At 39.3% G+C, this 16,476-nt stretch carries 16 protein-coding genes; 5 read left to right on the forward strand and 11 right to left on the reverse strand.

Annotated elements, in window-relative coordinates; all coding sequences use genetic code 11:
- Positions 1-6: 6 nt before the first annotated feature.
- The 3 genes from FDK13_RS23970 to FDK13_RS23980 form a co-directional block, all read right to left on the reverse strand.
- Positions 7-600 (reverse strand): hypothetical protein, encoded by a 594-nt coding sequence (locus tag FDK13_RS23970; RefSeq protein WP_137342545.1) that lies wholly within the window; start codon positions 598-600, stop codon positions 7-9.
- A 66-nt stretch (positions 601-666) separates the two neighbouring features.
- Positions 667-1,338, reverse strand: coding sequence for a CAP domain-containing protein (locus FDK13_RS23975; RefSeq protein WP_229216195.1), 672 nt, complete (start codon positions 1,336-1,338; stop codon positions 667-669).
- 151 nt (positions 1,339-1,489) lie between these two features.
- A complete protein-coding gene (locus tag FDK13_RS23980; RefSeq protein WP_137342546.1) occupies positions 1,490-2,464 on the reverse strand; it encodes a 3-keto-alpha-glucoside-1,2-lyase-like domain-containing protein in 975 nt (324 codons plus the stop codon).
- A 180-nt stretch (positions 2,465-2,644) separates the two neighbouring features.
- On the opposite strand from FDK13_RS23980, the gene FDK13_RS23985 reads away from it, so the two are divergent.
- Positions 2,645-4,093, forward strand: a complete 1,449-nt coding sequence (locus FDK13_RS23985; RefSeq protein ID WP_137342547.1) for a TlpA family protein disulfide reductase — start codon at positions 2,645-2,647, stop codon at positions 4,091-4,093.
- Between the two features lie 145 nt (positions 4,094-4,238).
- On the opposite strand, the gene FDK13_RS23990 is transcribed toward FDK13_RS23985, so the two are convergent.
- The 4 genes from FDK13_RS23990 to FDK13_RS24005 form a co-directional block, all read right to left on the reverse strand.
- Entirely contained in the window at positions 4,239-4,484 is a 246-nt protein-coding gene (locus FDK13_RS23990) for an SRPBCC domain-containing protein (RefSeq protein WP_137342548.1), read from the reverse strand.
- A 305-nt stretch (positions 4,485-4,789) separates the two neighbouring features.
- A complete protein-coding gene (locus FDK13_RS23995; protein ID WP_137342549.1) occupies positions 4,790-5,032 on the reverse strand; it encodes a hypothetical protein in 243 nt (80 codons plus the stop codon).
- 502 nt (positions 5,033-5,534) lie between these two features.
- A complete protein-coding gene (locus FDK13_RS24000; protein WP_137342550.1) occupies positions 5,535-7,139 on the reverse strand; it encodes a Na+/H+ antiporter in 1,605 nt (534 codons plus the stop codon).
- Between the two features lie 87 nt (positions 7,140-7,226).
- Positions 7,227-7,460 (reverse strand): acyl carrier protein, encoded by a 234-nt coding sequence (locus FDK13_RS24005; protein WP_137342551.1) that lies wholly within the window; start codon positions 7,458-7,460, stop codon positions 7,227-7,229.
- Between the two features lie 492 nt (positions 7,461-7,952).
- Between FDK13_RS24005 and FDK13_RS24010 the strand changes: the two genes are divergently transcribed.
- Positions 7,953-9,215 carry a PepSY-associated TM helix domain-containing protein gene (locus FDK13_RS24010; RefSeq protein ID WP_137342552.1) on the forward strand — a complete coding sequence of 421 codons (1,263 nt, stop codon included), beginning with the start codon at positions 7,953-7,955 and terminating at the stop codon, positions 9,213-9,215.
- A gap of 33 nt (positions 9,216-9,248) precedes the next feature.
- Here FDK13_RS24010 and FDK13_RS24015 read toward each other — a convergent pair whose 3' ends face one another.
- On the reverse strand, positions 9,249-10,370 hold the full coding sequence (locus FDK13_RS24015) for an AI-2E family transporter (RefSeq protein ID WP_137342553.1): 1,122 nt from the start codon (positions 10,368-10,370) through the stop codon (positions 9,249-9,251).
- Between the two features lie 131 nt (positions 10,371-10,501).
- Between FDK13_RS24015 and FDK13_RS24020 the strand changes: the two genes are divergently transcribed.
- Positions 10,502-11,776: an MFS transporter gene (locus FDK13_RS24020; protein ID WP_137342554.1), complete on the forward strand. Its 1,275-nt coding sequence runs from the start codon at positions 10,502-10,504 to the stop codon at positions 11,774-11,776.
- A 25-nt stretch (positions 11,777-11,801) separates the two neighbouring features.
- Here the strand turns inward: FDK13_RS24020 and FDK13_RS24025 are convergent, their stop codons facing one another.
- Complete coding sequence (locus FDK13_RS24025; RefSeq protein WP_137342555.1) at positions 11,802-13,181, reverse strand: sensor histidine kinase; 1,380 nt, start codon at positions 13,179-13,181, stop codon at positions 11,802-11,804.
- A gap of 137 nt (positions 13,182-13,318) precedes the next feature.
- On the opposite strand from FDK13_RS24025, the gene FDK13_RS35545 reads away from it, so the two are divergent.
- Positions 13,319-13,492: a hypothetical protein gene (locus tag FDK13_RS35545; RefSeq protein WP_170982902.1), complete on the forward strand. Its 174-nt coding sequence runs from the start codon at positions 13,319-13,321 to the stop codon at positions 13,490-13,492.
- A gap of 156 nt (positions 13,493-13,648) precedes the next feature.
- A complete protein-coding gene (locus tag FDK13_RS24030) occupies positions 13,649-13,936 on the forward strand; it encodes a hypothetical protein (RefSeq protein ID WP_137342556.1) in 288 nt (95 codons plus the stop codon).
- A gap of 149 nt (positions 13,937-14,085) precedes the next feature.
- Here the strand turns inward: FDK13_RS24030 and FDK13_RS35880 are convergent, their stop codons facing one another.
- On the reverse strand, positions 14,086-14,232 hold the full coding sequence (locus FDK13_RS35880) for a hypothetical protein (RefSeq protein WP_220417413.1): 147 nt from the start codon (positions 14,230-14,232) through the stop codon (positions 14,086-14,088).
- Positions 14,225-16,309: a TonB-dependent receptor domain-containing protein gene (locus FDK13_RS24035; RefSeq protein WP_220417414.1), complete on the reverse strand. Its 2,085-nt coding sequence runs from the start codon at positions 16,307-16,309 to the stop codon at positions 14,225-14,227. Before FDK13_RS24035 ends, FDK13_RS35880 begins: the two co-directional genes overlap by 8 nt.
- Positions 16,310-16,476 lie beyond the last annotated feature (167 nt).

Raw genomic sequence — 16,476 nt, forward strand, 5'->3', positions numbered from 1 at the left:
AACCGTTCAAAACGAATAGCCAATACCAACTCGTCCGCCAGGATTGATCATGCTTTGTCTTGCTCCTTGCCGCGAATCTCCAAAATTTAAATAGGCATGTCTTTCTAAAAATGGATTGACAAAAATAGCAACATTTCTGTACTTATATTTTAATCCTGCCCCCAGTCCAAGTCCGATACCGGATTGTTTATTTATGCTAGCTTGTTGCCTTTTGATTTCAGTATCGATAAGTAAACCACCGTTTATAAAAAAATACCTGAGAAATGTTAAATGAGCATAAACAGGAATAGAAATCAGTTTGATAGTTTGCTTAATATCCGGAATTACCACATCCGGATTGTCAACATAATCAAGTTTGAAATGATAAATTGCGTAATCAATTCCGGTTTCAAGCGTGATGATTTTTGTACTTTTCATATGATATCTCACTCCAAACGAGCTTGATGCCACCGGCCGGTAACCAGCTCCGCCATCCACTGACTTGTTGTAAACGGGCTCAGGATTTGAAAGTGCATACGTTAAAAATAAGGTGTTGCTATTTTGTGCGAAACAAGTAAAATTTAACAAAAGGATAACACTAAACAGGAAGAGGTTTTTCATAACAAATTGAGTAAAATATACAGGATCAATATTTGTGTTAAGATAGTATACGTCAGTCACATTTGATTACTTTTCTCCGCCGAAATTTTGAACCAGTCGTGCATACGGCGCGCGCCTTTCCTGGTATGGTGAGCCGCTTAATCTGGCTGCACATCCCAAATAGGTATAGTGCGTATTTAAAAGATTTGCCCGATGCGGAGTAGATTCCATCCACTGGCGGACACAATAATGGGCATAATCTGCATAGGTATAGGGCTGACAAATTGTGTTTTCATCCATGTCCAGAAATTCGTAATGACGTAGGCCGGAGTTCCAATGAACACCAAACCATTGTTTTGTAACCAGCGTTTGGTACTGGCCAATGTTTTCAGCGGTTCGCCTAAAACGTTTCGTAATCAATTCAATTCTTTTATCTGCTGTTCTTTCAAAACCACTGTACGGATTTCTGTGATTATAGAAATTATTGACAATCATCGAACGTGCATGATTGGACGAGGAAAGATATAAGCTGAAATCGTAGGTGAAAATAGGTATTCCGTTTTTCCTTCGCGCCTCGTTTGTGGCCTGGAAAATCGCTGCGTCAAGAAGTAAAGTATCCGGTGCGTTGAGTGGAATGATTTGCTGCAATTTTGGTAAGGCGAAAAAATCTTCATCCGTCATGCCATAATACCCGAGCTTGCCGCTGTTGAGGAGCGCATATACATCCATAAACATTCCAAAGATTAGAAAATATCTCATCGCCGACAAACTTTAAATTTGTTAAATTTATTGATTTTGTTTTGTATTTTAATGTAATAGTGATGAAATTAATACGATAAAAGAAAAGCAGTGATAAACGAATTTACCACTGCTTTTTGCTGCTTATATGTTTGTAAAATACTGACCTGTTTTATTTGGCAGGCGTAATTACGATGTTACGATATTCAACCGGGCCGTGATCGCCCTGAATAAGCAACGGACCTGGCTCGCCTTCATTGCTATCTAAAGCACCGCCGGTAATTCCTGGAATTTCCTGGTTTGTGATTACCGTTTTGCCGTTTACAGCCAATGTCAGCATTCTGCCAACAAGTGTTAAATCAAAAGTCTGCCATTCGCCAGCTTCTTTTGCCATCATTTCGCTGGGACTGATAAATCCGTAAACAGCGCCCAGTTGGTCGACAGCCGGTTCAAGACCTTTGCCATCAGTCACCTGCATTTCATAACGTCCTCTCAAATAAACACCGCTGTTGCTTCCTTTTGGTATGCGGAATTCCACGTGTAATTTGAAATCACCGTATTTAGCATCTGTCACCAGATTCGCTCCTGATTTTTCGCTTTTTAAGATACCATCTTTGGCAACCCACTGATTTGTTCCTTCTGCGTGCCATCCTTTTATTTCATTGCCACCAGTAAGCGGAATCGCTTTTCCCCAAACCGGTTGCGTAGTTTTACGAAGTGACGGTGCACGAACGCCGGTCCAGCTATACGTTTTACCATCAACTGTGTTCATCGTTCCACTCAATTTTTCTCCCGAAAGTGAGCCTTCAACAGTAAGATCTTTATCTCCTTTTTCCCACTGCGGCGGAATTGCGAAAGATAATTTTCCATCCTTAAAGTGAACTTCCGAGATAGGACGGGCACTTCCGGAGAAACCTACAAATTGTCCAATCAAAGTATGTGTTCCTGAATGTCTTACTTCCAGCCATGACGGAGAAGGTTTTCCCGCTACGTCAACGGTGATATCCCAACGCCCTTCAAGCGGAGATGCAAGTGGTTTTACAAGATTGCCGGCCGTAGCCGAACCTATGGCAATCAGTAATGAAAGTGCCGGAAGTAAAAAGTACCGGGAAAGATGTTTTGGGTTGGTCAGGAATATTTTGTTCATAAAATTTTTAGAATATTAGAAGCCGTCAATTTACTTATAAATCTTAAATAAATTGTTTTTCGCAACAAATGCCGGGGAGGGAAAATTTATATTGAAATTCAGATTTTTAAAATATTTGAGAAAAAACTAAATAACTTTCGGTTAATTAATCCCTCACAATATACAACTATACGATAGGCTATGAAGAAAATGGAAACGCTGCTGCTCTTAATCCTGACAATTTATTTTGGCGCGGCATGTAACAAAAAAGAATCAGGCCAAGTGAAAATTTCTGTACATGCCACTGGACTGAAAAATTTGAAAGTTCAGGCTTTTACAAGCGATATGTTAAGTATGGAACCGGTTGTAATTTCAGAATCTGTGTTGGATAGCTCAGGAAATGCTGTTTTGGAATTTAAATCCGATCATCCGGTTTTAGGATTTGTAAAGATAGGTGATCTCGAAGCATCAGCATTTTCAGCTCCCGGCGATGAGTTTAAAATAATACTGGACAGTCTGCAAAAACCGCAAGGCATAAGATATGAAGGTGACGAAGCTGATGTTAACGATTACATTGTAAAGTGCTGGGCGGTACGCCTTAGACTCGATAAAGTGAATGACAAATATTATTTTCAATTGGAACAAGACGAATTTTTAACTGTAAAAGATTCTCTTCAAGCTAACTATGAAAGACTTTATACACTTTTGAAAGAAAAAACAACCCTTGATCCTGAGCTTGACAAGGTACTTGAAATACAGCAAAAAATGAATATCACTTATTTCGTCCACAATTATGTACGGTCTAAGTATGGAAGCCAAAACGAAATTCCTGAATCTATAAAAAGCATTATTGATAAAGTACCTGACGATTCGCTTGCTCTGAAATATAAAATGAGTGCATACAGTCTGGTTGTCAACGCATTTTTGGAGTCCCGGATATATACTCCACTGTTCAGAGAGTATAAGGGTTTATCACCGGATTCAATCAATGGAATGATGCCGGCTCTGGCTGTGGGGAAAATTGAAAAATCAGATTATCCGGAATTTCTGAAAGAATTTTTATTTGCGAAAAATGTAAATAACTATCTGATTTTTAATGGTATTACTCCGGAAGTGAATTCTATCTATCTGAAATTCAAAAAGACTTACGAAGACGAAGATTATTTAAGTGCATTAAAAAAATCGTATGATAAATGGCTGGCGATCGGGCCGGGAAAACCTGCACCGGATTTCAGCGCAGATACGCCAGACGGCAAAAAAATCTCCCTTTCAGATCTGAAAGGAAAAGTTGTTTATATGGATGTGTGGGCTACATGGTGCGGACCGTGCAAAACAGAATTACCATTTTCCCGAAAAATTCAAAAAGATTTCGAAGGTAATGATCAAGTTACTTTTCTTTATGTTTCTATTGATGAAAGTATCCCTGACTGGCATAACATGCTGAAAAAAGATAAAGATTTCGTTGGAATCCATGTCAATCAACAACAACATCAGCAACCGGGCGCTATTTGGGAATCGTATCTTATGACGGGAATACCAAGATACGTCCTGATTGACGCCGACGGGAAAATTGTGCAGTCCAACGCGTCAAGACCATCGTCTGGAAAAGTAACCGGAGAAATAAAGATGCTTCTAACCAGAAAACGTTAGTTAGCAAATAAAAAGAAATCAGGTTTTGGTATTTAAAGCCGCAACCTGAAATATCTTTCCTCAGGCGCCTCCGACTTTCGATTGCTCGGGTAATTCATTATACCCTCCTGAGCGGTCATTCATGCCTTCATCACTTTTTACACTGTCAATTCGTTTGGATGACTTTTCCAAAAAGGATTTGAGGCTTTCCTCGGAATTCATTTTTCTCAAACTCATATGTGATATCGCCGCCATCCTGCAAATCGTTTTTTATATCTGAAAGCGAATCTTCCATAGGATGCCACCATTGTTTTAGCTTTTCCGGGGAAGTCCAGGCTTCGAAAAGTGTTTCTGCGGGAATTGTAAAGTCTTGGCTGAATTCAATGTTATATGCGTTTTCTTTGATTTCCATAATTTTATATAATCTTTAATTAAATCTCTGTTTCACAGGATCATCGGAATAATCCCACAGCTGATCATCTATAATAATTATGCCTCAAAGAAAACTTTGATTTGGTTATTTTGAAGTGGGGATAAAAGTAAAAAGGCTCTGAAATCCATCAGAGCCTTTTACTTGCTATATCTTAAGAAGTAATTCAAATTTGGTAGAGTACATCAATTTAATCTTTGCAAAACCGCCTTGGGGATGAGTAAATCATAAGTATTATGCATACCTATATTTACTCTCTTATCCTTCTGACCGCTTTTTTGCTTCAATTATTTTTTATCGATGCTTTTCAATTTAAGCTCAACAATATTTGCTTTTTGAATGGCAGTTTTTGTTGATTCTGCTGATAAATTAACACGTTGTGGTGCTGGTCCGTCCAAAACCGGAAGTGAAGCAGGCAATACTTTATTTATCAGGGTAACTTTTGATTTTTCTTCGTTAGAAGCATTAGCACTTGTTGCGATAGTCATTGCTATTAAAGCTACTGCTATCATTTTGTTTGCATTTTTCATAGATAATCATTTTTACAACTTTTCTGTTGTTCTTGTTTTATTACAATGCAAATATACCACATATAATTATAAATTATACACTCAGTGAAAGTTATGGATATTTTTCAATATCATCAATAACTATATTTTGCCTGAAAAAACGATTTTTTACTTTATAAATTATAGGATTATTTAAATATTGAAATTAAAATTGTAACCATTTTTGCAATTCCGGTGCATAATAAGATTTTGCATTGTTAACCACAAAGCAACGATCTTATTAGTTAAAATTATAGTTCAATATTTTATATAGGTAAAAGATGCCTTTTTGATATTTTATTCTGAATGTACTTTGCCAATAGGCTTTTTTTGGATATCAACCCAATTTTCTTTCTTTGATGGCGAAAAGTATTTTTAAAATAATTTAAAATATTTTTTATTATTGAGTAACCGGCGACCTTTTGGATCATAAAATGCCAGCTGACTTTTATTTTTGGTCAAAAAGCCAATCCTGATTTAGACTTTAGTGTATATGATGATAAATTCGTGCTTCATCCAGATCCATCTGTTTTTCACGTTTTTTCAGGACTTCCTCGTCAAAATTATTTTCTTTTCGCATCCGCGATAATTCCCTTCGCAGGTTGCGCAGTATGTTATTTGTCACATGACCAAACCTGTCTACTTTACCAATATTGTGCATGCTGGAAGCTAAAACCTGGGAATGAAGAAGGAGGTCCCTTTCGAGTTCAGATTTAAACCTTTGCAGCATTTCGTTTTCAGCAACATCAAAAGTGTAATTTTCATTGAGTTCTTTTAACGCAACATCAAGGAGGCGTTTATTAATATCTGCTTCCTGAATTGCATTTGGAATGACTGGTTTTTCTTCTTCAAATTTTAAAAATCGCACTAGAAAGGGTAACGTGATTCCCTGAAAAACCAATGTCACCAGGATGACCGTAAAGGTGATGAAGAGAATGAGATTGCGTTGCGGAAAAAACTGACCATCATTAAGAATCAGCGGTACCGATAGGGCAGAAGCCAGTGAAACAACGCCGCGCATTCCTGCCCAACTGATCACGAATACGCTTTGCCAGCTCTGTTTTATAGCTTTTGTACGAATTTTGGAACTTAGCCAGCCCGGAACAAAGGAGGTGAAAAACAACCATAACATCCGGACAATTATCGTAAGAAGGCTTATCACAACAGCATATTTCAGCGCTTGCGCAATGGAATAACCATGTAAACCAGCTACAACGAGCGGTAGCTGAAGACCGATCAATATAAAAACAAGACCATTCAAAATGAAAACGATAACGGAACCCATCGCGGCTGAATGCATTCTGGAAACGGCGTAATTGTGCAGCTTTACAGATCTTGACGACATAAATAATCCTCCGCTGACAACCGCCATAACACCGGAATATCCATAATGTTCCGCGACCAGATACATGAAATAAGGCGCAATGAGTTCCAGCGTTGCGTCCATACTCGGTGTTGTCGGCAGGTAACGGTGGATGATATAAAATAAGGCAGCGAAAGCAAGACCAGTCACTATGCCCATAAAACCGACAACTATAAAAGCAACCGCCGCTTCTTCTTTTATAAAGCGCCCTGTCAGTACGGCTTCCAGTGCAAAACGGAAAACGATCAAACTGGCAGCATCATTGAGCAGACTTTCACCTTCCAGGATGGTAACCGTTTGCCGGGGAACTTTCATATCCTGTAGCACGGAATTGGCAGCAATAGCGTCGGGAGGGGAAATGATGGCTCCGAGAAGAAGCCCAAGCGGCATTGTAAAACCCGGAATGAAGGCGTTGGAAAAATAAGCAACGATGCAGGAAGTAAATAATACCAGCCCAAAAGCCAGCATAACGATGGAACGTTTCCATTTCCAGAAGTTATTCCATGGCGTATTCCAGGCGGCCTGATATAACAAAGGCGGTAAAATAACCATAAAAACCCAGTCGGCCGATATTTTGAAACGAGGAACGCCGGGAATAAATGTGATGAGCAGTCCGGCTAAAACCAGAAAAATCGGGTAGGATATTTTCAGCTTTTGGCCTAACATAATCATCATAGAAACTGCAAAAAGCAGTAGAAGGGTAATCAACAAATTTTCGTGGAGCATTTTTTGGTTCAGACAGTTTAGTGTAAACCTTTTCCATGATGCTTGTTATTTTGGGTTGAAATGAAGAATTATTTGAAAGTTATTTGCTCAGGCTTCGGCTTTTTTCTTTAACAGATAATCAGAAAACTGTTTTACAGTTTGAAGATCCTGGTACTCTTCGTCGGGAATGGCGATTTTGAACATATCTTCCATTTGTAAAACCAGATCGACGGTATCCAAGCTATCTAATCCAAGATCTTTGGACAAATTGGAGTCGTCTTTAATTGAAGTAAATGGAAGACCGGTATTGGCCGCCAACAGTGCTCTGAGCTGATCGTTCATATGAAATTCTTTTTTAGTTTTATGGAGGAAAAATTTCCTTGTAAAATTATCTCATCGGATCTCAGGCGATTTTTAATGTTTTAGTTAATGAAAACTTGCTATTGGAAAAGTAATCCTTAGCAGTCGTCAAATTGATAATACTGACAAGCTCGTTTTAATGTGGCAGCTTTAAAAATATTTAAGATTCGTTAACATTTGGTCGGGGTATGGTGAGTCATATAAGACTAACTCCTGATGTCTTATTCTTGTTGTATGTAAATCTTGTTTTTTGGTTACATTCCGGTGGACTGGTATATACTCTCCAAATGACCCAGGTATTTATCCAACTAATTTGAGAAGTACTTGTAATTTTTTAAGAATATTGTAATTTATTTGGACGAATTTAAAATAAGCTTAAACTTGTATGGATTAATTCAATTTGGAATGATTAAGCCTAGTGATTTAATCATTCTTTTTAGATAGAACTTATTGAACTATACGGTCTGGCGTCTTATGAAAAGTAAATACACATTCAGAAAATTTGTTATTGATCTTCATCTCTGGGTTGGGCTTCCGAGTGCTATCGTTCTTTTTATCATGTGTTTGACCGGCACCATCTACGCTTTCAGAGTTGACATTACACATTTTCTGGATACGGATAAATATACAATAGCCGATGAAAATAAAACGCTGATGCCGCTGGCCGCGCTGACTGCAAAAGTTGAGGCTGAAATAAAGGGAAAAATAAGCAATATCCAGATTCCTGAAAATAAATCCGAAGCCTGGACCATTGCGCTAAATATTCCGGAAAAAGAAAAGGCTGATAAAAAAGATGCAAAAGTGCACAAGGGCAAAAATACTTCTAAAGCATCCAAGGACCTGAAAATGTCTGATAAAAAGGAGGAGCGTAAAGTTAAATCAGTCAGTTATTTTGTTAATCCATACAACGGAAAAATACTTGGTGATGCACAGACATCCTCTTCAACGTTTTTTGCCACGACATTAAAACTGCACAGATGGCTTTTGATGGACAAAAAAATTGGTGGAATAATAACTGGTACCGCTGCTCTGATGATGATTTTTCTTCAAATTTCAGGATTGATTTTATGGTTTCCGGCCAAGATCAAAAGCTGGAAAAAATCAGGCAGCTGGTCTCCCGGATTTAAAGTGAAAACGGATGCAAGCTTCAAAAGAGTTAATTTTGATCTGCATAAAACGTTAGGGTTTTATGCTTTTGTCTTTGTTACGATTATGGCAGTGACCGGTCCGTATTTTGCTTTTGACTGGTATAAAGAGGGATTTACAAAAGCGATGGGGGTCAAGAAAAAGGAAAATCCTGTTTCCAAAATCCAGGGAGTGAAAACTTCCGCGCCTCTTGAAAGTATTTTGGCAAATGCTAATAAAATCTATACTTACCAGGGAAACATTCGCATCAATATGCCGTCAGATTCTCTTGGTACTTTCGCAGTTCTTAAAAGTCAAAGTGGATTTTTAACACTTGCGGCAATCGACAGGGTTTATTTTGATCAGTATACAGGGAATTTGGTGAGGCTGGAAAAGTATTCTGATAAACCTTTGGGAGAAAAGATTACTTCCTCCGCAAAATTTATCCATACCGGTGAGCTGTTTGGAACATTTTCCAAATTACTCTACTTCATTGCCTGTTTATTGGCTACATCATTACCGGTTTCCGGCTTTTTGATATGGTTTAATAAAGGCAAAAAGGAACCTAAAAAAGGAAAAACCAGATCAAAAATTTTGGTAAGCCAAGTTTAATTGATCTGGTTTTCCGATGATAATATTTAAAGGCTAGTTTGATACCGGATTAGCCTTATTTTTTTCATCTTCCTCAAACTCCTGAATGGCAGGTTTTGAATCGGGATGACTATCGTCATCACCCAAAACCATTCCCCAGGGTTTCAGGCCATCAACCCTGTCAAAAATTACTTTGATAATCGCTATAACAGGAATGGACAAAAACATTCCCGTGATTCCCCATATCATTTCCCCCAGGACAAGCCCGATAAGCGCAATCAGTGTATTGATTTTTACTTTTGAGCCAACAATTTTAGGCATTATGTAATTGCTGTCGATAAGATGTATCACCAGAATAGCAGCCATTACAAACAAAATATGACTGGAAGTTGATGTGGCAAATGTGATTAAAATGGCAAGTAAAAGTGCCGTTAGAATCCCTATGTAAGGAATGAGGTTGAAAATGCCGGTGATCAGTCCCAATAAAAAGCCGTATTTTATTCCCAGGATCGTGAATGCTGCAACAGAAAGCCCCGTCACAATGATCATTTGAAGAAATAAGCCGGCTATGTATTTTTTGACAATGTACTGAATCTGATTAACTACGTCGTAAACCACTATACTTTGTTCTTCACTAAATAATGAAACAATGAAACGAAGCAGCAGACGTCTGTGCAGCAGAATAAAAAAAGTATACAGAAATGTAAATAGTAAAAATAGCAGGACCGAGGAGACTGAAAGCAAAGTATGACCCAGCAAAGTTGTACCAGTGTTCAAAGCTTTTTCAGTAGAGTCATTGATATAGCTCATTTGCTGATCGCTATCCACATGGAATCTCATAGAAATCCATTTTTGTAAATCCTCTGTACCCGTTAGTACTTGCTGCTTGAAGGCCGGCCAATCCTGGGCAAGTGCTGTAAGTTGCGATCCAAGAATGGTCATAATACTGACAATCGCCAAAATCAAAGACAACAATGCGATAAGAGACGAAGCCCATCTTGGCAAACGCAGCTTATTTTCCAGAAACACGGTAAATGGAAGAAGCAGCAAAGAAAATAATAAAGCAAAAATCAGTGGTGCCAACAGCGTACGCCCTATAATAGCGATATAAAAGAGGCAGATGATACTGATCAGTATTTGAGCTAACCGGGTATAAAAAGGTGTGACACGTGTCATGAGGAACGAAAATTTATTAAATTTGATTTCGTAAGTTATATATATAATCATGCCAGATAAAAAATCGGGCTGCTAATACAGGTAGTGTTTTACTTTGGTCGCCTTTATACAAAAAAGCTAAACCCAAAAGTATGAAGCAGCCACTGGCTCCAAAGCGATGGTTCCGAATTATTCCCATAGTATTTATAACATATAGTCTGGCTTATCTGGACCGCGCCAATTTTGGTTTTGCGGTTGCGGGTGGTATGGCAGATGATCTTAATATCGATAAGGCTACTTCTTCTCTTCTTGGATCATTATTTTTTCTTGGTTACTTCTTTTTTCAAATTCCCGGGGCGCACTATGCTGCCAGTAAAAGTGCTAAAAAACTGATTTTTATTTCCCTGATTCTCTGGGGAGCTTTGGCGGCGGCCACCGGAATGGTTAGTAATGTGGGTTCTTTGATTACGATCCGGTTTATGCTGGGCGTAGTAGAAAGCGCGGTGATGCCTTCAATGCTGATTTTACTTAGCCAATGGTTTACCAAAAAAGAGCGTTCAAGAGCAAATACCTTTCTGATTTTAGGGAATCCGGTAACTGTTCTGTGGATGTCGGTACTTTCCGGTTATCTGATTGACTCGATGGGCTGGCGCTGGATGTTTATTATTCAGGGCATCCCGGGGATAATATGGGCATTTATCTGGTGGAAAATGATCGATGAAAAGCCAAAAGATGCAAATTGGCTGAGTGAGGAAGAAAAACAGCAGGTAGAAAAGGAGCTGAGTGAGGAACAGATTGGCATTAAACCTGTCAAAAATTATGCAGAAGCGTTTAAATCCAGGGCCGTGATCCTTTTGTGTTTTCAGTATTTATTATGGAGCCTGGGTGTTTACGGATTTGTGATGTGGCTTCCGTCGATCATCAAAGCCGCGCCTGATATGGATATTGTGAAAACGGGCTGGTTATCTTCAGTTCCTTATCTGCTTGCAATCATGGGTATGCTGGCAACTTCGTATTTTTCAGATAAAACACTGAACCGGAAAATATTTATCTGGCCATTTTTATTAGCCGCTTCGGTTGCGTTCTTTTGTTCGTTTCTTATCGGTACACATCATTTCTGGATATCATTTACGCTTTTGGTAATTGCCGGTGGAGCACTTTATGCACCGTACGGGCCATTTTTTGCGGTTATTACAGAAATTCTACCTAAAAATGTGGCGGGTGGAGCCTTGGGACTTATTAATAGTATCGGCGCGTTGGGATCTTTTGCGGGGGCTTATCTGGTAGGGTATTTGAATGGTAAAACAGGTGGGTTCGAAGCGTCTTATATTCTAATGTCAGTTGCTTTGCTGCTTTCAGCTGTTATTACGATAATTGTTGTTAAATCGCCGGATTCTAAATTGAGCAAGACAAATCAAGCTAAATAATTACCAATTAATTGCTCCAAACCAATTAATTCAATTCAAACGGATGGTTGGAAATTGCGGCATTTCTTGGGACCGATATATAAAAACAAGAACCTTGGTCAGGTGTACTTTCAAACCATATTTCTCCATTCTGGGCTTTGATGTATTCTATACAAAGCAAAAGGCCCAAGCCGACACCTTTTTCACCTTTTGTACCAAAAGTCGATTCCGCTTTCAAAGAAAAAAGATCCTGCTGTCTTTCTTCGGGAATTCCGATCCCTGTGTCTTTTATTGAAATAATACAGCTGCCAGGCTCGGTTTTGGCACTCACCGATATAACACCGCCTTTATGGGTAAATTTAATAGCATTGCCAATGAAATTCCTGATAATAAGCTGCATCATATCTTTGTCTGCATAAATGGTCAGGTCGGGATCGAAGGAATAATCCAGCAAAATATCTTTTGAAGAGGCAACGGTTTTTTCAAAGTCCAGTGTATCTGCCAAAAGATCATTAACATTTAAATGTTCCAGATAGGCAGAAATACCGTGAAGCTGGGATTTGGACCAGGCCAAAAGTTTGGTAAGCAGTGCAAGCGTATCTTTTGTTGCGTGCAGGAGATCTTTTTCTATGTCAATTTTCTCTGTTTCATCGAGGCCATAGGAGGAGAGCAATTCGAGGTAACTCTGAATGCTGGACAAAGGAGATCGTAAATCGTGGGCGATGATGGACATCAGTTTGCTTTTCTCGGCACTCAGACTTTCCAGTTCCTGATTTTGTTTTACGATACGCAAATTCTTTTTTTCAATCGATTTGGTCTTTATCAGTGCAGATAATTTCTCGCGCTCATAACTCTTTCGGATGTATGAAGTACAGAAGAAAATCAACAGCGCAACTTCAATGTAAGAGGAAGTCTGATCAATAAAATGTTCAAGCCGGCTTGAATAAGGGTCAGGAAATAACTTTGGATAATAATATTCGGTAAAATGCAGAGTCAGTACAATGCCGATATTTACAGGAACCCAGATCTTATATTGTTCCACCGGACTTATTGAAATACTCAAAAGGAGAAAAAGCAAGAAAAACTGGTCAGAAGGGCCGGACAATCCGCTATTTACAAAATAGGTAAATATGAAAAGTCCAAGTCCCAGGAAATTGGAAATGAATATGCTTGTTTTGACCTTGTGCAAAAATCGGGAAGCATAATATAAACCAAAGCATAAGATCAATACCAGAACACAAGCCATGGCTACATCCGGCAAGCCAACAAAAAAGTTGAAGGGCACATTATAAATCAGTGCTCCAATTGAAATCAGACAAGCAGAATGGAAAATGCGCGCATTAAGCGGGAACTCGGAAGGATGCCCCGTCAATCTGATCCAGTACCTATCTAGCAGTGCTGTTTTGGGAAAGATTTTGCTTTTCATTTGCACAAATATAAGGTATAACTTATACCAATACATTCAAATTTTTCAGGTTTCTTATTTTTATGGAATGAATATAAAATACTTTTGCGGAGCTTGTGAATAAGAGTGAATTCACTTTTTGGATTAAATAGTTACAAATGAAAATAATAAAGATCTTTTTGCTGGTTTGCCTTTCATTTGCCTGCCACGCACACGGCTATTGGTTTGATATCAAAGGATCGGGAAAGATAAATGCGCTGGTCAGGATCCAGATTTGTTATGGAGAAATTGATGAATTTGGAGTATCCCACCGCGGAAAAGGAGCGGAGTAATCTTTGAGTGGCGATTTTAAAGTGTTTGTAATGAATGAAAAAGGCAAACGTTTCGATTTGCAGCTTAAAGCTCAGACCGACTGTTGGCAAGCTACGTTTACGCCTTCGGAAATTGGATCTTATTGAATTTTCGCTATAAATGAAACATTGCCGGTCGTGGATCGGTCTGCAATAAAAGGCAAAAATGTTCGTCCGGTTGATTTTCCCTGTGCGGGTTATAACGTTGAAAGTAAAGCGAAAGCATTCATACTTTACCGGTTTCTGGATATTGTCACTTCCAAAAAAGAAAAACTGGTTTTGGTGAAGGCTTTCAAAGAAAATGTTCAGGTGGACAGCACGACAAAACTTCGTGTTTTTAATCCTGAAAACTGGGAGAAAAGTCTTTCGGTAAACGAAAAAGGAGAAAGGGGTTTTTATGCAGACAATGAAAGGGCTTTATATTAACAGGCACGACTGGACTGAACCAAAATCCGGAAATTATAAAGGTGTGGCATTCAGTGGCTTTCGTTACCGGTGCAACTATTGCCTGCTTGTAGAGTAATACTTTCTGAATACCAATGCAGTTCATAAGCACTGGTATTCAGAAAGTTAAATTAAAACTTCAAAACAAGATTTCCCATAAAGCGGGCAGGAGCTTGTGGTGTTAAACGTACAGACCAGGTTTGTTCGCTTGTCAGGTTATCTACTTTAAAACCGATACGGTAGCGCGTTTGATCATAGAAAATACTGGCGTCAAGCAAAGTATAGGCAGGAATTATAATTTTGGATTTTACCGTATTCGTCTGGTAAGAATCGCTGCCGGAATTTCCTCCGAATCCAAGTCCCAAACCTTTTATATTTTCCCTGTGAAAGCCGGTAACTAACCCAGAAATTCAGCGTTCGTGCCGGCCCCGACAAAGCCGGCCGAAGTCCTTGAAGCGTTTCATCTGCTTTGGTATATTTACTGTCGTTATAAGCATATCCGGCCACAATATTTAATCCTTTAACCGGATTTGCAGTCAGTTCAAACTCCACACCTTTGCTTTGTTGCGTGCCATTCTGAATCGAGTAATTGACGTCGTTAGGGTCAGTGCGGATTATATCTTTTACACGGATGTCGTAATAACTAACCGTTCCCACCAGTTTGTGATTCCAGATATCTCCTTTGATCCCGTATTCAAGCTGATTTGCCTGTTCCGGTTTAAATGCATTTCCTGCCGCATCCGATCCGGCCTTGTTGAAAAATCCGTTCATGTAGCTCCCGAACACCGAAACCCGGTCTTTTAAAAGTTGATAAACCAGACCCAGTTTTGGCGAAAGTGCAGTCTGGTTATATGCTCCGGTAGTCACAGCCGTTGCGATGTTGTAAACGCCCTGGCTTTTGTAACGGTCAACTCTCAAACTCAACATCGCCATCAGACGTTCGTTGACATTAAACACATCTGAGGCATAAACCGCGTAACTATTATCTCCATTGTTTTCCGCACGAACTGTTCCTGTTGAAGCCAGCGCATCAATTACCTGTGCATTAATTTTTGAGTTTGCAGCCGGATTTATAAAGTTAATCGTCGGGCCGTTTATTGCTATCCGGTCAAAGGAATTGGAATTATTATAATAATCTAATCCAACCACAAGACGATTTCTGAAATTTCCGATCTTGAAATCTCCTATGAAATTTTGCTGAATATCCGTGGCGATAAATGCGGTATATCCTCTTGTTACCGAAGCACGTAATGTCGAATCCGTACGCCCGGTTAAAGCGGAAATATATCCGTTAATAGACGAACGCGACCGGGAAATGACTGTCTGTGAAGTCCATTGTTCGGATATTTTGTAATTAAGCTGAGCGAAAATGTTCAGCATCTGTGTGTCGTAAGTAAGATCGTTTGCTCCGAAAAGGCGTTTGTAAGGAAATTTCATATCCTTAATCGATTGTGTTTTGTTGCTGCCGGTAAATGGGTTGAAACGCACCACGGAAGTGCCTTTTGCCTGACCGAACTCAACATCCAGCCACAGCGAAAGTCTGTCTGTAATTTGATAGGAAATACTTGGCGCAATACTTAAACTTCTGGTAAATCCCTGATCCTGAAAGCTTTTTTCGAAAGTGGTGGCGCCGTTAAGCCGGAATAAAATCGTTTTATCAGCATTCACCGGCGTATTCACATCAAGCGTCAAACGGTTAAGATTCCAGCTTCCTCCGGTAAAGGAAACTTCACCGCCAAATCCGTTAAAAGGTTTTTTGGTAACACGGTTATAAAGTCCGCCGTAACTGCTTGAAACATTGGTTCCGAATAAAGCGGCAGAAGGACCTTTGATCGCTTCCACACGCTCAATGTTCGCCGGATCGATGGATGAGAAAGCGGCTCCTGCAACACCATTTCTGGCATTTGGCTCTGTTTCAAATCCTCTCTGGCGGAAAGTAACCCTGCCTTGATTTGCCAGCATAGGAATGCCTGCCCCAGGAACGTTTTTAGAAATACTTCCAAGATCAATAGCCATTTGCTCCTGAATCAATTCCTTTGGCACAGTGGTGTAAACCTGCGGATTTTCGAGATTTTTCAATGGCAAACGGGCTACATAAATACTTTCCTTTTTAGAAAATTTATTGGTTGAACCCATCACGGTCACCTCCTGTAAAGCATGGATGTTTTCTTCTTTTAATTGATAACTTATTACAGAAGTCTGGCCCTCAGTTACTTCAACAGGCAGATCTTTTTCCGCTGCCCCGAGCATTTGTATCCGTATGGTATATTTGCCAGGTACAAGGTTAGGGATCTGATAATTCCCCTGACTATCGGTTAATGTTCCTCTGTTTAATTCAATTAGTGATACCGACACAGATTACAGAGGAAGTTTGTCAACAGAGGTAATCTGTCCGGAAATGGTACCGGTATTTTGGGCAAAAGAGGCGGTAATACCTGCAAAAAAACAGGCTAAAAAGATGAGTATTAACAATTTCATATAAATGAGTCTGAGTAGAAAAAAATGTACCGTTGTAAAGCGAT

Origin of the sequence: Dyadobacter frigoris, assembly GCF_005280585.1 — a bacterium.
Lineage (GTDB): Bacteria > Bacteroidota > Bacteroidia > Cytophagales > Spirosomataceae > Dyadobacter > Dyadobacter frigoris.